The 15,439-nt window shown below is 60.6% G+C and carries 14 protein-coding genes; 6 read left to right on the forward strand and 8 right to left on the reverse strand.

The genetic code is table 11. The annotated features are described in order from the left end of the window. Window positions 1-30: 30 nt before the first annotated feature. Together PSEBG33_RS14415 and PSEBG33_RS14410 are read right to left on the reverse strand one after the other, a co-directional pair. Entirely contained in the window at window positions 31-1,155 is a 1,125-nt protein-coding gene (locus PSEBG33_RS14415; RefSeq protein WP_005787926.1) for a phytanoyl-CoA dioxygenase family protein, read from the reverse strand. After that, a complete protein-coding gene (locus PSEBG33_RS14410) occupies window positions 1,155-2,000 on the reverse strand; it encodes an SDR family oxidoreductase (protein WP_005787928.1) in 846 nt (281 codons plus the stop codon). The genes PSEBG33_RS14415 and PSEBG33_RS14410 overlap by 1 nt, the downstream gene beginning before the upstream one ends. Window positions 2,001-2,123: 123 nt before the next feature. On the opposite strand from PSEBG33_RS14410, the gene PSEBG33_RS14405 reads away from it, so the two are divergent. After that, window positions 2,124-3,149, forward strand: coding sequence for a LacI family DNA-binding transcriptional regulator (locus PSEBG33_RS14405; RefSeq protein WP_005787930.1), 1,026 nt, complete (start codon window positions 2,124-2,126; stop codon window positions 3,147-3,149). 43 nt (window positions 3,150-3,192) lie between these two features. Then, the gene (gene iolG, locus PSEBG33_RS14400; RefSeq protein WP_005787932.1) at window positions 3,193-4,197 is read left to right on the forward strand and encodes an inositol 2-dehydrogenase; all 1,005 of its coding nucleotides are present in this window, start codon (window positions 3,193-3,195) and stop codon (window positions 4,195-4,197) included. Window positions 4,198-4,742: 545 nt separating this feature from the next. On the opposite strand, the gene PSEBG33_RS14395 is transcribed toward iolG, so the two are convergent. Continuing rightward, on the reverse strand, window positions 4,743-5,954 hold the full coding sequence (locus PSEBG33_RS14395; protein ID WP_005787935.1) for an MFS transporter: 1,212 nt from the start codon (window positions 5,952-5,954) through the stop codon (window positions 4,743-4,745). A gap of 96 nt (window positions 5,955-6,050) precedes the next feature. Here PSEBG33_RS14395 and PSEBG33_RS14390 point away from each other — a divergent pair, with 96 nt between their 5' ends. After that, window positions 6,051-6,872, forward strand: coding sequence for an AraC family transcriptional regulator (locus PSEBG33_RS14390; protein WP_005787936.1), 822 nt, complete (start codon window positions 6,051-6,053; stop codon window positions 6,870-6,872). Here PSEBG33_RS14390 and PSEBG33_RS14385 read toward each other — a convergent pair. Then, complete coding sequence (locus PSEBG33_RS14385; protein ID WP_005787938.1) at window positions 6,865-8,052, reverse strand: MFS transporter; 1,188 nt, start codon at window positions 8,050-8,052, stop codon at window positions 6,865-6,867. The genes PSEBG33_RS14390 and PSEBG33_RS14385 overlap by 8 nt on opposite strands. A 168-nt stretch (window positions 8,053-8,220) precedes the next feature. Between PSEBG33_RS14385 and PSEBG33_RS14380 the strand changes: the two genes are divergently transcribed. Beyond that, window positions 8,221-9,141, forward strand: coding sequence for an AraC family transcriptional regulator (locus PSEBG33_RS14380; RefSeq protein ID WP_005787940.1), 921 nt, complete (start codon window positions 8,221-8,223; stop codon window positions 9,139-9,141). Here PSEBG33_RS14380 and PSEBG33_RS14375 read toward each other — a convergent pair. Continuing rightward, window positions 9,119-9,622: a GAF domain-containing protein gene (locus tag PSEBG33_RS14375; protein WP_005787942.1), complete on the reverse strand. Its 504-nt coding sequence runs from the start codon at window positions 9,620-9,622 to the stop codon at window positions 9,119-9,121. The two genes, PSEBG33_RS14380 and PSEBG33_RS14375, sit on opposite strands and share 23 nt — an antisense overlap. Window positions 9,623-9,674: 52 nt before the next feature. Next, a complete protein-coding gene (gene proP, locus PSEBG33_RS14370) occupies window positions 9,675-11,177 on the reverse strand; it encodes a glycine betaine/L-proline transporter ProP (protein WP_005787944.1) in 1,503 nt (500 codons plus the stop codon). A 320-nt stretch (window positions 11,178-11,497) separates the two neighbouring features. On the opposite strand from proP, the gene PSEBG33_RS14365 reads away from it, so the two are divergent. After that, entirely contained in the window at window positions 11,498-12,028 is a 531-nt protein-coding gene (locus PSEBG33_RS14365; RefSeq protein ID WP_005787946.1) for a GNAT family N-acetyltransferase, read from the forward strand. A 144-nt stretch (window positions 12,029-12,172) separates the two neighbouring features. Continuing rightward, complete coding sequence (locus PSEBG33_RS14360) at window positions 12,173-13,576, forward strand: MFS transporter (protein WP_005787948.1); 1,404 nt, start codon at window positions 12,173-12,175, stop codon at window positions 13,574-13,576. Here the strand turns inward: PSEBG33_RS14360 and PSEBG33_RS14355 are convergent. Both PSEBG33_RS14355 and PSEBG33_RS14350 read right to left on the reverse strand, forming a co-directional pair. Then, complete coding sequence (locus PSEBG33_RS14355) at window positions 13,563-14,423, reverse strand: alpha/beta fold hydrolase (RefSeq protein WP_005787950.1); 861 nt, start codon at window positions 14,421-14,423, stop codon at window positions 13,563-13,565. The two genes, PSEBG33_RS14360 and PSEBG33_RS14355, sit on opposite strands and share 14 nt — an antisense overlap. Beyond that, complete coding sequence (locus PSEBG33_RS14350) at window positions 14,420-15,403, reverse strand: DMT family transporter (protein WP_005787951.1); 984 nt, start codon at window positions 15,401-15,403, stop codon at window positions 14,420-14,422. Before PSEBG33_RS14350 ends, PSEBG33_RS14355 begins: the two co-directional genes overlap by 4 nt. Window positions 15,404-15,439 lie beyond the last annotated feature (36 nt).

Genomic DNA, 15,439 nt, shown 5'->3' on the forward strand with positions numbered 1-15,439 from the left:
CGTTGTTTTTGTTGTTGTCAAAGCAGCGATTCACGCTTGGCGCTTGGCCCGCAGATGCGCCACGGCGGTGGCGAAGTCCGCGTAGGGCCAGCGTTCGTCAAGGGCTTGCAGCATCAGCTGTTGCCCGGTCTGAGGGGCCAGGCCCTGCAAGGGTGGGTCGGTGTCGAGGTTGGTGGGGAAGGAATAACCGTCTGCTGTACAGGCGATCACGGCGTGGGTATTCAGGTTGGGGTTGGCCAGCAGCACCGGGTAGACCGCCAGCATCATGCGGTCGCGGTCGAGTGCTTCCATCGGTTTGCCGAACGCCGAGGAAATTTGCAGCAGGTTGGCCATGCGCTGGCGATCGGTCGTGCGGTTGGTGCCGGCGGCGTGGAACAGGGCGGGGTTGAAAAACAGCAAGTCGCCCTTGTTCAGAGGCAATTGCACGGCGTGTTGCTGGAAGTAGTCGATAAACTCCGGGCGGCGCCAGGCCAGGTAACCCAGGGCGTACTGTTGGGAAAACGGCAGCAGTAGGGTCGGGCCGGTTTCCAGCGGCATGTCCGAATGAGCGATAGCACCCTGTAGCGTCAGATACTGCGACAGCACATGCAGCGGCAGCGGAAAACGCTCCACCACTTCATTGGACTGGAAGCCCAGGTGATAGTCGCGGTGTGGCTGCTGTGCCTGGCCGCCGGGGCGCACTACATTGACCTGCGCCGTTACCTGGAAGCCCGGCCCTAACCAGGCTTCAGCAATCAACTCCAATAGAGGATTGGCGTAGTACTCGGCAAAGGACTCGGGGGACTGCAAGGCAGTCTTTTGCAACGAGTTCCATATCCGCCCATTGCTGCCGGGCCTGGCAAAGTGATCGGCGGCCACGCCTTGGGTGGCCTCATGGGCAAAGATCGCTTCGAATACCTGGCTGTGGCGGTCCACGACTTCCAGGTCTTCATAGGCTTGGCGCACCACCATCACACCAGGCCCGTCACGGAACAGGCCATGCAGTTCGTTCATGACGGTCAGTCGGTCGTTGTTGCGCAAGGTGTGGGCCTGATAGATCGGCACATTGCCTTGCACCTCAAGGCACAACGGGTAGTCGCCGGGGTTGACGCACTGCGCACAAATGCGGCTGAAGTCGGCCAGGCGCACGGCATTGCTGGTTACGAAGGCGGACATTATGCACCTCCGGGCAGGCTCAGGGCCTTGTGAGGTTGCGGGGTGCTGCTGTCGGTGCAGCCGACCACGCCTTGCTCCAGGTCGATCACCGCGCCGCTCATCATTCCAGACTCAGTGGACAGCAAAAACGCCACGCTACGTGCCACTTCTTCGGGCTTGAGCAGACGGCCAAACGGCTGGGCGTGTTCGGCCTCGGCGAGCCAGCCGTCCTGGGCACCGTGATAGTGGCGCTGGATCTGATCTTCGTGGGGCGTGTCCATCCAACCGATATTCAAGCCATTCACGCGGATGCGGTTGCGCAAGGCGCTGAAAGCGACGTTCTTGGTCAGGATTGCCAGCGCGCCCTTGGACGCGGCATAGGCACTCAAGAACGATTGCCCGCCATGCCCGGTGACGCTCTGGATATTCACCACCGCACCTTCCACGCCCTTGCTGATCATCAACTTGAGCGCTTCCTGCATCAGAAAAAATGGTGCTCGCACATTCACCGCAAACAGGCGCTCGAAGAGTTGCGGCGAGGTGTCCAGAATGGTGCCACGGTCAGACATGCCGGCGCAGTTCACCAAGCCATGCAAAGTGCCGAAATGCGTGCGTGCCGCCTCGATGATCGCGCGGCAATCCTCGACTTTTTCCAGGTCGGCCTCGACAAAAAATGCCTGGCAGCCCAGTTGCGCCAACTGGCGCACCTGCTCCTGGCCTTCGATACGGCGGCGTCCACAAATGATCAGCCCGGCCGCACCCCGGCGAGCCAGGGTATGGGCCACCGCCGCGCCGAGGCCCTGGGTGCTGCCGGTGACGACAAAGTATTGGCTGTTGAACGAGGTCGCAAGATTGGTGTGGGGCATTGGGCTCTCCTGGAGTTTTTGTTGTTTTGCTCGCTCGGCTCGACGCCGGACAAAACTGAGACTAGCATTGCAAAACCTCAGTAAAGCCCAAAAAAGACCTCAAAAAGACCTCAGGCGAAAACCATGCTCGAACGCGCAAAACACTTTTCCGTCAAGCAGCTCGCCACTCAGGCAGGCGTCAGCAAAGCCACAGTCGACCGCGTGCTGCACCAGCGTGGCAGCGTGCATGCGCAGACCCGTCGGCGTATCGAGCAGGCGCTGGAGGAGTTGGAGGCCCAGGAAAAAAACGGCCTGGCCGTGGGGCGCACGTTCCATGTGGACGTGATCATGCATACGCCCCAGCGGTTCAGCGCGGCGGTGCAGGTGGCGATCGTGGCGCAACTGGCCAGCCTCGCGCCGTTTCGCATTGCGCCGCGCTTTCATCTGTTCGAAGAGATCGAGCCCCAGGCTATGCACGATCAATTGCTGCGCTGCCTCGAAACAGGCAGCCAGGGCGTGGTGCTCAAGGCCGCCGATGAGCCAGCGGTGAACTTGGCCGTCAAGCAACTGATTGCGGCCGGCATTCCGGTGGTGACCCTGGTGACTGACCTGCCCCAGAGCGAGCGCGTCGGCTATGTGGGCATGGACAATCGCACTGCCGGCCAGACCGCCGCCTACCTGATGTCGAACTGGCTGCCGAACGTGCCCCAGGACGTCGCGGTGGTGATCGGCAGTGAATTGTTCCGGGGTGAAGAAGAACGCGAAATGGGCTTTCGCACCTGGCTGCGCGGCCGCGCCGAGCACTTGCGGGTATTGGAGATCAGCGGCGGCTACGGCGTATACGAGCGCACCTTCGAGCGAGTGACCCAGGCGCTGCAGCAGCATCCCGGGCTCAAGGCGGTGTACAGCGTCGGCGGCGGCAACCGTGCGATTGTCGACGCCTTTGCCGCTCGGAATCGCCCGCTGGACGTCTTTATCGGCCACGACCTCGACGAAGAAAACCGCCAGTTGCTAAGGGAAGAAAAAGTCGCGGCAATCATCGACCACAACTTGCAGATCGATGCCCGCCACGTGTTCCTGTACATCCTGCAGTACCACCGGTTATGGAAGACCGGGCCGATTGCGCCGTCACAGGTGCAGATCGTCACGCCGTTCAACCTGCCGGACTGAAGCTCTGAAACTACAAATCCAATAACGATTCAGGAGTTCGACCATGCTACGTATTGCCGTTCTAGGTGCGGGGCGCATCGCCAAGATCCACGCCGCCAACGTCGCTGCCCATCCCAACGCCACGCTGGTGCTGGTGGCCGACCCCTGGCGCGAAGGCGTCGATGCCCTGAGCACGCAGTTGGGATGTGAAGCAGCATACGACTGCGCCGCCGTGCTGAACCGCAAGGACATCGACGCAGTGGTGATCGGCACGCCCACCGACACCCATATCGACCTGTTGCTGGCCGCCGTGGCCCAGGGCAAGGCGGTACTCTGTGAAAAGCCCATCGACCTGGATATCGCCAAGGCGCGCAGCGCAGCACAAACCGTGGAGCGTCAGGGCGGCAAGGTGATGCTTGGCTTCAACCGCCGTTTCGACCCGGACATGCTGCGGCTGCGCCAGGCCTTGGACGCCGGCCAGATCGGCGCAGTGCGCCAGGTGATCATTACCAGCCGCGACCCCGGCCTGGCTCCGCGCGAGTATCTGGAACATTCCGGTGGCATCCTGCGCGATATGACTATCCACGACTTCGACACTGCCCGGCACTTGCTGGGTGAAGAGCCGGTGCAAGTCAGCGCCTTCGCCAGCCGCCTGGTAGACCCGAGCCTGGAACAGATTGACGACTACGACAGCGTGATGGTCCTGCTGCGCACCGCCTCGGGCAAGCAATGCCATATCAACTGCTGCCGCCAGGCGGTGTATGGCTACGATCAACGTGTAGAAGTCTCCGGCGCCAGCGGCGTACTGCTCACCGATAACCACAGGCCCAGTACCTTGCGACACTGGAGTGCTGAACACACTGAAGCACTGGAGCCGTTGCAGCACTTTTTCCTTGAGCGCTATGCGGATGCCTATCGTAATGAGTTGATGCAGTTTGTCGATGCGCTGAATGAGGGGCGTGAGTTGCCCACCGGCATGCGTGATGGGCTGTATGCCTTGCACCTGGCTGACTGTGCGTTGGAGTCGGTTAAGACGGGGCGCAGCGTGGCCGTTTGTTATGACCGGTAGGTTACGCGGCGTAAATGGGGGGGCTTGCCCCCGATGGCCATAGGTATCTACACAACTTGATAGCAACCGACGGTAACCACGATGCGAAGCGAGCCGCTCTTGATCTTGATCTGCTTTTGATCTGAGGCGCCCCGTTAAACCACGCTGGCCGTAATTCGCCATGGATTTGGGGGGTAAACCGGCAGGGATGCCGGTTTAGCCGCCCCGCGCCATGGATGGCGCGTGGCGGCGGCCCCCCAAATCCATGGCGGATTACGGGCACACCGAGCCTAAGCGAGGTGCCGAGTGGTGGGGCAAGAGCGTTTGGGTTACTTTTGCGCTTTTCAAAAGTGACCCGCTGTAAAAGCGGAACCAATAGCAGCCGTTACCCAAATAACGGATATGTACTCGGTCTGATCCAGCACCCTGGTCGACCCTGAGGCCGCCATCGGGAGCAAGCCCCCTCCCACAGTTTCGGCGTCGCACCAAAGTTGTGAAGATACCTATGCTTACCGGGCGCAAGTCCCTCCCACAGTTTGATCAGGTAAATACTCACCTGCCTTCGTTCAAACCCCCTTGGTCGAAGGCAATAGTATCGTCAGGATGCCCACCAGCGGCAGGAACGAGCACAGTTTGTAGACGTATTCGATCCCGTGGTTATCGGCAAGCAACCCCAGCAACGCCGCGCCAATCCCGCTGAAACCGAACATCAGGCCGAAGAATATCCCAGCGATCATGCCCACGTTGCCCGGCACCAGTTCCTGGGCAAACACCACAATGGCCGAGAACGCCGAGGCGATGATGAAACCGATGACCACGCTGAGTACGGCGGTCCAGAACAGGTCGACGTAGGGCAGGGCGAGGGTGAACGGGGCGGCGCCGAGGATCGAGAACCAGATGACTTTCTTGCGGCCGATCTTGTCGCCGATCGGGCCCCCGGCGAAGGTGCCGACCGCCACCGCGCCAAGGAACAGGAACAGGTACATCTGGGAGCTGGCCACCGACAGCTGGAATTTTTCAATCAGGTAAAAGGTGAAGTAGCTGGTCAGGCTGGTCATGTACCAATACTTGGAGAACACCAGCACGGCCAGAACCACCAGGGCGAAAGTCACGCGGCCTTTGGACAAGCCATGGGTCGCCTGGCTGCCCTGCTTGAGCTTGAACAGGTTGAGATGGTGACGGTACCAGCGGCTCAAGCCATACAGCACCAGGATCGCGAACACCGCAAACAGGCCGAACCAGGCGATATGGGTTTGGCCGTAGGGAATGATGATCGCCGCCGCCAGCAAAGGGCCGAACGCGCTGCCGGTGTTGCCGCCGACCTGGAAGGTCGACTGCGCCAGGCCATAGCGCCCACCGGACGCCAGGCGTGCGACCCGCGAGGTTTCCGGGTGGAAGGTCGACGAGCCGACACCCACCAGCCCCGCCGCGAGCAGAATCGCCGGGAAGTTGCCGACAAACGCCAGCATCAAAATACCGATCAAGGTGCACACCATGCCCGCCGGCAGCAGCCAGGGCTTGGGGTGGCGGTCGGTGTGGTAGCCGATCCACGGTTGCAGCAGGGAGGCGGTCAACTGGAAGGTCAGGGTGATCAGGCCGACCTGGGTGAAGCTCAGGCCGTAGTTGGCCTTGAGCATCGGGTAGATCGACGGCAGCACGGCCTGGATCAGGTCATTGATCATATGCGCCAGGGCGCAGGCGCCGAGGACGCGCATGACCAGAGGGCTTACCTGGGGTGTCGTGGTGGCAGCGGCGGGTGTCGCGGTGAGGCTCGACATGCGGGCATTCCATACAAGGCAGCGAACAGGGGCAGACAGTACTTTAGCTGGCAGCCATTTCTAATTGTTTCGAAAGCTATGCTAAATTCGAAGAAAATGCCTGTCTCGCGAAATTCGGGCATAAACCATCGCAAAAAGGGCGAAACAATCAAATCCCTCGACAAATTTCTCCAAGAGATCGATGAAGGTGATTGGGCCGTCATCAGCTCGGCCACCGATTATCCGGAAAACTGGGTGATCCCGGAACACAGCCACAACAAGCATCAACTGCTCTATGCCATTGGCGGGGTGATGGTGGTGTATTCGGCGCTGAATCAATGGACGGTGCCACCCAACCGTGGCTTCTGGATGCCGTGCGGGCAAGTCCATTCGCTGCGATGCGTGGGCACGTTGAAGATGCGCAGCGTGTTCGTGCGCCCGGACAGCTTCCCGAACCTGCCAGCCGAGCCGAAGACGGTGACGGTTTCGCCGCTGTTGAGTGAACTGATCAAGGCCTCGGTCAGCCTGAAGCCGCCGTATGCCGAGGACTCACGCGATACCAGGATCATGCACCTGATCCTCGACGAACTGGCGATCCTGCCGGACTTGCCGCTGTCCCTGCCGCAGCCTGCCGACTCGCGCCTCAGCCAGATTTGCCTGGCGTTGCAGGACGAACCGGGGGATGCCTCCACCGTCGCCGATTGGAGCGCGCGCCTGGGGCTGGATCAAACCACCATTCAGCGCCTGTTTCGCAAGGAAACCGGCATGACCTTCGGCCAATGGCGCCAGCAGGCACGGTTGCTATTGGCGCTGGAGCGCATTGCGGTAGGGCAGAAGATTATCGATGTGGCATTTGAACTGGGTTACGAAAGCCCCAGCGCCTTTACCAGCATGTTCAAGAAACAGTTTGGCAAGACGCCGAGTCATTTTTTCAGGTAGCACCGCTGATAACACCAGCTTGCGCAGCACGGCGTGACGCCAGGCAGGCGAGCAGGGTGGCGACTACCAGCAAGCCGGCACTGAGTTCAAAGGTGGCCTGGTAGCCGCTCAGGTCGAACGCCACGCCGCCGACGGTGGCGCCGGCAGCAATCGCCAGTTGGATGATCGCCACCATCAATCCGCCGCCGGCTTCGGCGTCATCGGGCAAGGTCTGCGCCAGCCACGTCCACCAGCCCACAGGTGCGGCGGTTGCCACCAGGCCCCAACTGCCGAGCAATAGCGTGGTTACGATCGTTGAGTTGCCCCATTCCACCAGCGCAAGTGCGAGGCCTGCCATGATCAGCGGGATGGCAATCAGTGTCGGGTACAGGTTGTGCTTGAGGAAGCGTTCAATCAAAAACGTACCGGCCAGGCCTGCCAGGCCAAGCACCAACAGCATCAACGACAGCGTAGACACCTCAACCCGCGTGACGCTTTCCAGAAACGGGCGCAGGTAGGTGAACAACATGAACTGGCCCATGAAGAACACGCTGACGGCGAACATGCCCAAGGCCACCTTGGGGTTTTTCATCAGGCGCAAGGCATTGGCGGTTTTCGCCTCACCCTGGTTTTTCAGCGCGGGCAGGCTGGCGAGCAGCCATAGCAGTGCAACGACCGCGACCGGCACCACGCAGAAGAACGCACCGCGCCAGCCGATGATCCCGCCGAGAAAGCTGCCCAGCGGCGCAGCGATCACCGTTGCCAGCGCGTTGCCGCCGTTGACGATGGCAAGGGCCCGCGGTATCTGTGCTTGCGGCACCAGGCGCATCGCCGTGGCCGCCGACAATGACCAGAAGCCACCAATCGCCACGCCAATCAAGGCTCGGCCGAGCATGAACACCAGGTAATTGGGCGCGAACGCTACCACGGTGCCGGAGATAATCATCAGCAGCGTCAGCGCCATCAACAGGCGCTTGCGGTCCACCCGTGTAGCGATCGAGGCGATCACCAGGCTGGTGAGCAGGGCAAACACCCCGGACACGGAAATGCCCTGGCCAGCCTGGCCTTCGGTGATGTGCAGGTCGGCGGCCAGCGGTGTCAGCAGGCTGACGGGCATGAATTCGGAGGCGACCAGGGCGAACGCGGCGAGCGACATCGCCAGCACCGCGCCCCAACTGCTTTTGGTAGGTGTATCAGACATGGCGTAAACCCGTTGATGCGTAATGGCCTGCGCATTTTCCGGATCAAACCCCAGGTCCCATAGTTCGATTCGCCGGATTACTTGCCTGATCCTCTGAGTCTCGCGGTATACCGGGGACTCGCGAGCCGTGCGGGAGTAAAGTTGCGCAAAGAGGCAAAAGAGTCCGTTATGAGCATCCACCCTGCATCCCTGCAAACCCTCGCGCACTCCATCGAGTCGCGCACCCCGTCGCCCGGCGATTACCCCATGCCGATTCCCGGGCTGGCGTTCTATCGGCGTGAACAACCGGCCGCGCCTGTGGTGTGCATGGTCGAACCGTGCATCGTGCTGGTGGTGCAGGGCCAGAAGCAATTGTGGGCCGGTGGTGAGGGTTACCCCTACGACAGCTCGCGCTTTCTGGTGACGTCGCTGGACATTCCGGCCAACTCGGAGGTACTGGTCGCCAGCCCCGAGCAACCTTGCCTGGGGCTGACGTTCAAACTGGACTTGCGCATGTTGGCCGAGCTGATTGCCCAAGGTGATCTGCCGCCAACCCGAGAGCGTGCGGTGCTGAAAGGCGTGGGTATCGGTACGGTCACCGACGGTATGCTCAGCGCATTCGCTCGTCTGGTCGCGTTGCTTGAGGAGCCTGAAGCGATCCCGGTGCTCGCGCCGTTGATCCAGCGTGAGATTCATTACCGCCTATTGAAAAGCGACCAGGCCGGCCGCCTGCGCCAGATCTGTTCGGTGGACGGGCAGGGTTATCGGATTGCCAAGGCTATCGATTGGTTGAAATTGAATTTCGATGCGGCGCTACGCGTGGAAGAATTGGCAGCGCGGGTGCAGATGAGCGCAGCGACCTTTCACCATCATTTCCGCCAACTGACGGCGATGAGCCCGTTGCAGTATCAGAAATGGCTGCGCTTGAATGAGGCGCGGCGCTTGATGTTGAACGAGCACCAGGACGTGTCCAGCGCAGCGTTCAAAGTGGGCTATGAGAGCCCGTCGCAGTTCAGTCGTGAGTACAGTCGCTTGTTTGGCGTGCCACCCAAGCGCGACATGGTCGCGCTGCGGGGCAGGGCGGGGGTTACTGATCCGGGGCCAGGTTAGCGTAGAAAATGCAGCCGATCAGCCGCGCAAACAGGCTCAGGGTTTCGGGCAGGTTGGGGTCATCGAACAGCATTGCCCGTGAGTCCAGCGCACACAGCGCGCCAAACAGGCGCCCGTCGGGCAGAAAGATCGGTGCACCGGCATAGCTTTCGATGGCGTATTGCTTGACCACCGGGCGCGAGGCAAAGCGACCGTTATGGCTGATCTGCGGGATGAACAGGGCTTGAGGGTCGATGCAGAACTCACTGCACAGGGTGGTTTCCAGGTCGAGTACGTCGTCGACATGGATGCCCATTTGCAGAGGGTCGTAGGCCGAACACACTACCCATTCATGGTCGGTGAACTTGGCGATGCCGGCGAACCTCATCCCGGTCAGCCGCGTGACCAGCTTGAGAATGTTGGTGGTGGCTTCGATTTCTGCGATAGCGGCGCGTTCGTCTGCGCTGAGTAGCGATTGTGCGGCGGTGACGCTTGTAGCCATGCTGAACGCTCCAATGGCGTGGTCGCTGGTCGCGACCACGCACAGTCAGGTCTTAGTTAATCCGTGGATGCTGCTGTACCAGGTTTTCACGCTTGGCTTGCAGCGCGGCAATCTCGGCGTCGATGTCTTCGATCTTCTGCTCGATGTTGTCGTGATGCTCCTGCAGCAGTTCTTTGGCTTCTTCCATGTCGGAAGCCGCCGGGGCCGCGCCGCGCAGTGGCTTGTTGGCGGTTTCTTTCATGGTCAGGCCGGTGACCAGGCCAACCACGGCAAACACCATCAGGTAGTAGGCGGGCATGTACAGGTCGTTGGTGCTCTCCACCAGCCAGGCGACGACGGTTGGCGTGACGCCGGCGATCAGCACCGATACGTTGAATGCACTGGCCAGGGCGCTGTAGCGCAAGTGTGTTGGAAACATCGCTGGCAAGGTCGAGGCCATCACGCCGATAAAGAAGTTCAGCACGATCGCCAGGATCAGCAGGCCGCTGAAGATCAAGCCGGTCTTGCCGCTGGTGATCAGCATGAACGCCGGGATCGACAGGAACAGCAGGCCGATGCTGCCGGCGATGATGAACGGCTTGCGGCCGATCTTGTCGCTGACAAAGCCAATGAATGGCTGCACGAACAACATGCCGACCATGATCGCGATGATGATCAACACGCCGCTGTTTTCGGCGTAGTGCAGGTTATGCGACAGGTAGCTGGGCATATAGGTGAGCAGCATGTAGTACGTCACGTTGGTCGCCGCGACGATCCCGATGCAGGTCAACAGGCTGCGCCAGTGTTTGGTGGCGATTTCCTTGAACGAGACTTTAGGGCCGTGGCTCAGGCCTTCGCGGTCGCCCTGTTCAAGCTTGTCGACGTGCTGCTGGAACGCTGGAGTCTCTTCCAGTGCGTGGCGCAGGTACAGGCCGATGATGCCCAGGGGCAGGGCAAGGAAGAACGGCAGGCGCCAGCCCCAGGATTCGAATTCCGCTTCGCCGAGCACGGTGGAGATCAGTACCACCACACCTGCGCCGAGGACGAAACCGGCAATCGAGCCGAAGTCCAGCCAGCTGCCGAGGAAGCCGCGCTTGCGGTCCGGGGCGTATTCGGCGACGAAGATCGATGCGCCGGTGTACTCGCCGCCTACCGAGAAGCCCTGGGCCATTTTGCACAGCAGCAGCAGGATTGGCGCCCAGATGCCAATGGAGGCATAGCCGGGAATCAAGCCAATGGCGAAGGTGCTCAGGGACATGATCACGATGGTGGCAGCGAGGACTTTTTGCCGCCCGTACTTATCTCCCAAGGCACCGAAGAACAGACCGCCCAGTGGGCGAATCAGGAAGGGCACCGAGAAGGTACCCAATGCGGCGATCATTTGTACGCTGGGGGACGCATCGGGGAAGAACACCTTGCCCAGCACATAGGCGACAAAGCCATACACGCCGAAGTCGAACCATTCCATGGCATTGCCAAGGGCGGCGGCGGTGATCGCCTTGCGCATCTTGTTGTCGTCGACAATGGTGATGTCTTTCAAGCCGATGGGTTTGACGCGTTTTTTCCGTAGTTTCATGCGGGCCACTCTAAAGCTGAACGGGGAGGTGCCATCGCTACGATGGCACCGCTCTGTCAGTTCAGATACAAGTGGACACGAAAAAATTCACCGCATCGGGTGTTTTTTCTCGCATTAGCGAAAATATCGTGTGAGTGCCCTCGCGGCGGCGTGCAAATCCACGCCTCAACCAAATTTAAATGTGGGAGGGGGCAAGCCCCCTCCCACATTGGGTCGTCGCTGCTTTGAGCATTTCGTTCGCTTAACTGACTGCGGCGACGATAGCGATATTGGCTAAACTCGGTTCGAAGGTTCATGCCCCAAACAGGGACGTCATTTGTATGCCTAACCTCCATTCACGCCTCATCTACCGCCAACCACGACTGGCAGATGTCCAGCGGTTGTTTGCGATCTTCGGTGATCCGCAGACCAATCTGTTCAACCCGGCCGGGCCCATGCCCGATCTTGCGACGGCTCAACGCTTGTTGGCTCACTGGATGGAGCAATGGGCCAATCACGGCTACGGCTGGTGGGCGATTGCCCGTAAAGAAGCGCCCGAACACATCATCGGGTTTGGCGGCATTGCACCGCTTAACTATCTGACCCAACGACGCATCAACCTCGGTTACCGCTTTGCCGTCGAAGCCTGGGGGCAGGGCTACGCCACCGAAGTGGGCCGTGACGCGTTGGAGCTGGCTTTTGTAACCTTGGGTTTGCCGGAGGTTTTCGGCCTGGTACGGCCCGATCATGCTGCGTCGATCCGCGTACTGGAGAAGATTGGCATGCAGCCCTTCGGCCTGCTGGACGACGTACCTGGCCAGGCACCCAGTCTGGTGTTGCGGGTTTGTCATCCTACAACTGCTAACGCCTGACATTTTTCATACGTACGTAATTCCTCGATAAACGGCGCTTGTTCAGATTGACACTGCGCAGGCGTCCCGATATAAAAGCCATAGTTGTACGACGACATATGACGTTACATGTGTCCTACCTAACAAAAATAAAAAAGTGATGCCATGAATCTGAACGAGCCCATCAGTGCCTATCGTGTCGGCCAGGCGGTCGGCAGCTATCGCTGGACGATCTGCGCGATGCTGTTTTTCGCGACCACGGTCAACTACCTCGACCGTCAGGTGCTGAGCCTGTTGGCGCCGCAACTCTCGACACAATTTGGCTGGAGCAACACCGATTACGCCAACATTGCCGCGGTGTTCCAGTTCGTCTACGCGATTTCCATGCTGTTTGCCGGGCGGTTTGTCGACAAGATCGGTACCAAGGCCGCGTATGTGGTGGCGATCGGCATTTGGTCCACTGGGGCGATCATGCATGCGTTTTCGGTGCCGATGGGCGAGGGCATTGCGGCGGTCAGCAGCGCTGTCGGCCTGGCGGTGATTCCGGTGTCGATTGCCGGGTTCATGCTGTCGCGTGCCGTGTTGGCGATCGGCGAAGCGGGTAATTTCCCTATCGCGATCAAGGCCACCGCTGAATATTTTCCCAAGAAGGAACGCTCACTGGCCACCGGCATCTTCAACTCCGGTGCCAACGTCGGCGCGATCCTGGCGCCGATCTGCGTGCCGTTGATCGCAGGCTGGTGGGGTTGGGAGGCGGCATTTATAGTCATTGGCATGTTGGGGTTTGTGTGGGTGGCAGTCTGGGCCGCCGTGTACGAAAAACCGGAACAGCAAAAACGACTGTCCGCTGAAGAACTGGCCTACATCCGCAGCGATCAGACCGTACAGCCTTTCACTCCGGAGCCTACGGGCGCCAACGCAAAGAAAGTCTCCTGGTTCAAACTGCTGACTTACCGCCAGACGTGGGCGTTCGCATTCGGCAAGTTCATGACTGACGGTGTGTGGTGGTTTTTCCTGTTCTGGCTGCCCACCTACCTGTCGGCGCAGTACGGCATGAAAGGCGCCGATATCGTCATGCCGCTGGCGGTGCTGTACAGCATGACCATGGTCGGCAGCATCGGTGGCGGCTGGTTCCCGAGCTACTTCATGGCGCGCGGCGATGCACCCTATGACGGGCGTATGAAAGCCATGCTGGTGATTGCGCTGTTCCCGCTGGTGGTGTTGCTGGCACAGCCCCTGGGTTACCTGAGCTTCTGGGTACCGGTGCTGCTGATTGGCGTGGGCGCCTCGGCGCACCAGGCGTGGTCGTGCAATATCTTCACCACCGTGTCCGATATGTTCCCGCAGAAAACCGTGGCCTCGGTGGTCGGCATTGGTGGCATGGCCGGGGGCCTGGGCGGCGTGGTCATGACCAAGATCGGCGGTTGGGTGTTCGACTACTACAAGTCTGTCAACGACATCCACACCGGCTACATGATCATGTTTGCCATCTGCGCCCTGGCCTACCTGGTGGCCTGGAGCGTGATGAAGGCATTGGTGCCCCGTCACAAGGAAATTACTGATCTTTAGGGGCCGCTTCAGGCAACCGTAGAAACGCCATCAGCGCGGCAACGATGGCATCTGGTGCATCTTCTTGCACCAGATGCCCGGCATGGGGGATACGCAGGTAGCGTGCCCCGGCCAATCTGCCAGCGAGTGCATCGCCTTGCGCCAGCGGGATCCACCGATCTTCTTCACCCCACAGCAACAGCACCGGGCAACGGACGCTGGCGAGTTGATCTTCTATCGCATCGGTATAACGCTGATCCATTTGCACGATCTGTCGGTAAAAAGCGGCCTGGCCAATCTCGCCCATCCAGGGCGTGACATAAGCTTGCAATACCTCGGCAGGCAGCGGCTTGAAAGCGGCGCCCTGAAGATAGGCACGCACGATCGCCTCGTGGATGTATGCCGGCGCATCGCTGAAGGCCCGTTCGTGCTGACGCACATGCTGAATCAGCGGCGAACCCCAGGGCGCCAGGGCAACGGGATCGATCAGGGTGAGGCTGGCGTAGTCGCAGCTATCCAGCAGATGCGTGCGCAGTGCCGTGGCACCGCCAAAATCATGGGCGAGTAGATGAGGGCGTTCCAGGCGCCAATGTTCAAGCAGTGCGGCCAGCAAGGTGTTTTGCACGCCGAGGGAGACGTCCTGCCCCGGCGCCTTTTGCGACTGGCCGTAGCCGAGCAGGTCGTAATAGAACACGCGACAGTGCTGGGCGAACAATGGCGCGATGCGTCGCCACACATGGGCAGAGAAGGGCGTGCCATGCACCATCACCAAGGCCGGGCCCTGAGTGCCGAGTTGGCCCCAGCGCACCGCCTGGCCGTGAAAGTCGAACGTTTCGCGCAGTGCCAAGGCATCACTTGCGTGGGTCATGATTGAATCTCCCCTAAAGCATCGTGGGCTGTGACGGACTTTGCGTCCGCCAGGATAATACGAACTGCCATCACTACACCGATCAGTACCGCGGCCAGGCCCGCTGCTTCCAGGGGCGTTGGCCAGCGCTGGTGAAACCACAGGCCCAGCAGGCTGGCGAACAGTGATTCCAGGGCAATCAACTGGCCGCTCAAAACCATGGGCAGGCGCCGCGTCGCGGCGTTCCAGGCCCAGGCGCCGACGACGGTGGACATCACGGCGATCACCAGGCTCCAGGCATACAGCGGCCATGCCTGGCTCCAGCCAGCGCCAAGGGTGGGCAACCGCAACACGCCCAACACGTATAGCCACGGCAGGATGATCAGCGCAGCGGCACCGGCCCCCACCAGCATCAGGGCGGTCCACACACCTGTCACCTTGGCCGGCAGGTGCGCCAGTTGCTGTTGGTTGATCACGCTGAACGCCATCCATAAGGCGACGGCGCCCAAAGAAAAAAACAGACCGGCCAACCAGGAGCCGCTGCCCGAAGAGGGCTGGTGCAGACTGCTGATATTGACCAGCAACAGCCCCACCGAGAGACAGAGCAACGGCATCACCAGTTGACGCCACTGCAGGGTTTTATCGCTGGCGTTGCCTATCAGCGCCAGCAGCACCGGGACCATCCCGACAAACGCTGGCGTCAGCACCGGGCCGCCGACGATCACGCCGCCTGCAATGCATACGCCGTAGCCCAGGCAGCCCATTGCGCCCAGTAGTGCCGCGAGCAGGCACTGGCCATGGCTGAGCATCCGCAGTTGCGATCGACACACAATCATCCAGACGACGCCCAGCCCGCCGGCCATCAGAAAGCGCACAGCCATCAGATCGTAGAGGCTATAGGCCCCGGTGACGTAGGGCGCAATGAAGTTCAGTGCCCAGCCAAGGGTGGCGACCACCGCGCATATCACGCCGGTAAAGACTGAAGCTTGGGAAGTGCTCATCAGGCTGATCCATGAAGTAATGGATTCATGGTGCCC

The sequence above is a fragment of the Pseudomonas synxantha BG33R genome (genome assembly GCF_000263715.2).
Classification (GTDB): Bacteria; Pseudomonadota; Gammaproteobacteria; order Pseudomonadales; family Pseudomonadaceae; genus Aquipseudomonas; species Aquipseudomonas synxantha_A.